Origin of the sequence: Streptomyces sp. ActVer (assembly GCF_027270795.1) — a bacterium.
Taxonomy (GTDB): domain Bacteria; phylum Actinomycetota; class Actinomycetes; order Streptomycetales; family Streptomycetaceae; genus Streptomyces; species Streptomyces umbrinus_A.
The window spans coordinates 1-1,831 of the sequence record NZ_JAPWHT010000842.1; the positions used below are offsets into that span (position 1 = coordinate 1).

The 1,831-nt window shown below is 72.0% G+C and carries 2 protein-coding genes; one reads left to right on the forward strand and one right to left on the reverse strand.

Features of this window, described 5'->3' with window-relative positions; translation table 11 throughout:
* Window positions 1-139: helix-turn-helix domain-containing protein (locus O3Q52_RS52680; RefSeq protein ID WP_269655484.1), on the forward strand; the 139-nt coding region annotated here is incomplete at its 5' end.
* A 13-nt stretch (window positions 140-152) separates the two neighbouring features.
* Here the strand turns inward: O3Q52_RS52680 and O3Q52_RS52685 are convergent.
* Window positions 153-1,831 (reverse strand): glycoside hydrolase family 9 protein (locus O3Q52_RS52685; RefSeq protein WP_269655483.1); only part of this gene is annotated, 1,679 nt, incomplete at its 5' end.

Consider the following 1,831-nt stretch of genomic DNA (forward strand, 5'->3'; position numbering starts at 1 on the left):
GCTGCTTGAAGCCACCGACCTGCCGGTGGAACGGGTCGCCGCGGCTTCCGGCTTCAGCAGCCCGTTCCACTTCAACCGAGTCTTCCGGCAGCGCTACGGAGCCCCGCCCGGCGCGTACCGGGCCGGGCTCCGACGCTGACGACCGCCGTGATCTAGTCGCGCGGCGGGTAGCGCTCGGCGGCGAAGGCCGCCAGCCAGGCCAGCGGGGCGTTCCAGTTGATCGTCACCTCGTTGGTGGAGTACGAGCCGATGTCGTCGATGTAGCAGGCGGCGGGGGAGCAGCCCGCCAGGTGCTCCTGTGCCACCGGGTCCTGCAGACCGCTGTTGGGGCCGCCCGCGAGGGAGCCCGCCGGGGGGTTCGGCAGCGAGGCGTCGTACTGGTTCGCCCAGAACCGGTGGTGCTGGTTGCGGGCGTACGTGTCGCCGTAGCCGGTGACGTAGGAGAGGTCGAGGGTGTTGCGGCCCAGGAGGTAGTCCATGGACTCCAACACCCCGGCGCGGTACCGCTGTTGGCCGGTCAGCGCGTAGGCGGTGGCCATGACGATCGCGTTGTTGGTGACCTGGCTGTTGGAACCCCACACGTACCCGTTCGCGGGGATGGGCACCGCGTAGCCCTGGCCCGCCATCATGGCGAGGTGTCCGTCGGCCGCGGCCGTCACGGACGCGCGCACCCGCCTGATGTCGGAGGCGGGCAGCCCGTTCGGCACGGTCGCCAGGGTCAGCCGGCCGAGCGCCGCGGTGTCGGCCCAGTTGAAGCCGGTCGGCGTGAGCGCGCTCGACGAGGTGTGCCAGGGCGATGACGTGACCGCGTCCCGGTAGGCACGCTCCCCGGTCGCCGCGTACAGCTCGGTCGCCGCCCAGTAGAAGTCGTCGGTGACCTGGGTGTCGTTGTAGGGGCCGCCGCCCGTGCTGTCCGATTCCGGGGCGTAGATCGCCGGGTTGGCCTTCGCCGCGGTCCACGCCGTACGGGCCACGCTCAGACACCGCTTCGCGTACGTGGAGTCGTACGGCTTGAAGACACGCGCGCACTGCGCCGCCGCGGCGGCGAGGTTGAGCGTGGCCGCGGTGGACGGGCGGTGCAACTCGCGGGGCTGGGAGTCGAGTTCGGGGCGGGTCGGGATGCCCGTCCAGGCCGCGTCATGGATCTTGTGGAAGGCCATACCGGCGTACGGCTTGCCCTCCGGCACCTGCATCCGCATCAGGAAGTCGAGCTCCCAGCGGGCCTCGTCCAGCACGTCCGGGACGCCGTTGCCGCGCTCGGGTATCCGCAGGGTCGAGTCGCCGAGCGCGGACGCGTTGCCCGCCCGCTTGGCCCGCGCGAAGGAGTCGACCAGCGTCCAGGCCGAGATCCCGCCGTTGACGACGTACTTGCCGTGGTCGCCCGCGTCGTACCAGCCGCCCCGTACGTCCTGGGTGTAGTCGCACACCCCGGCCTGACAGGGCACGTTAGTGTCGCCCTGGTTCGGCGCGACTCCGATGTGCGCGGCCGGGCGCGCGTAGGCGGGACCCACCAGCGAGGCCTCGATCGGCGTGCCGCTGCGCTGGTGGTAGAAGAACGCCATCGCGTCCGAGCGCAGGCTGTCGTAGAGGTCGGCGCGGATGTCGAAGGGCGCGCTGTTCTGCCCGTCGACCACCAGGACGAACCCCGAGCCCGCCTTCCGGTACGCGGAGAAGTCCGCGGTGTGGGTCGCCTCGCCCGAGGCCGTGTCCGCGCCGTGCACGACGGTCCGGCCGGAGGCGGTCACGGCGCCCGACGCGTTGCGCAGCTGCCAGGTCAGTGGCTCGGTGGCCGCGGTGACCACCGTGGCGCGCTTGGGGCCGTCCGGCAGGT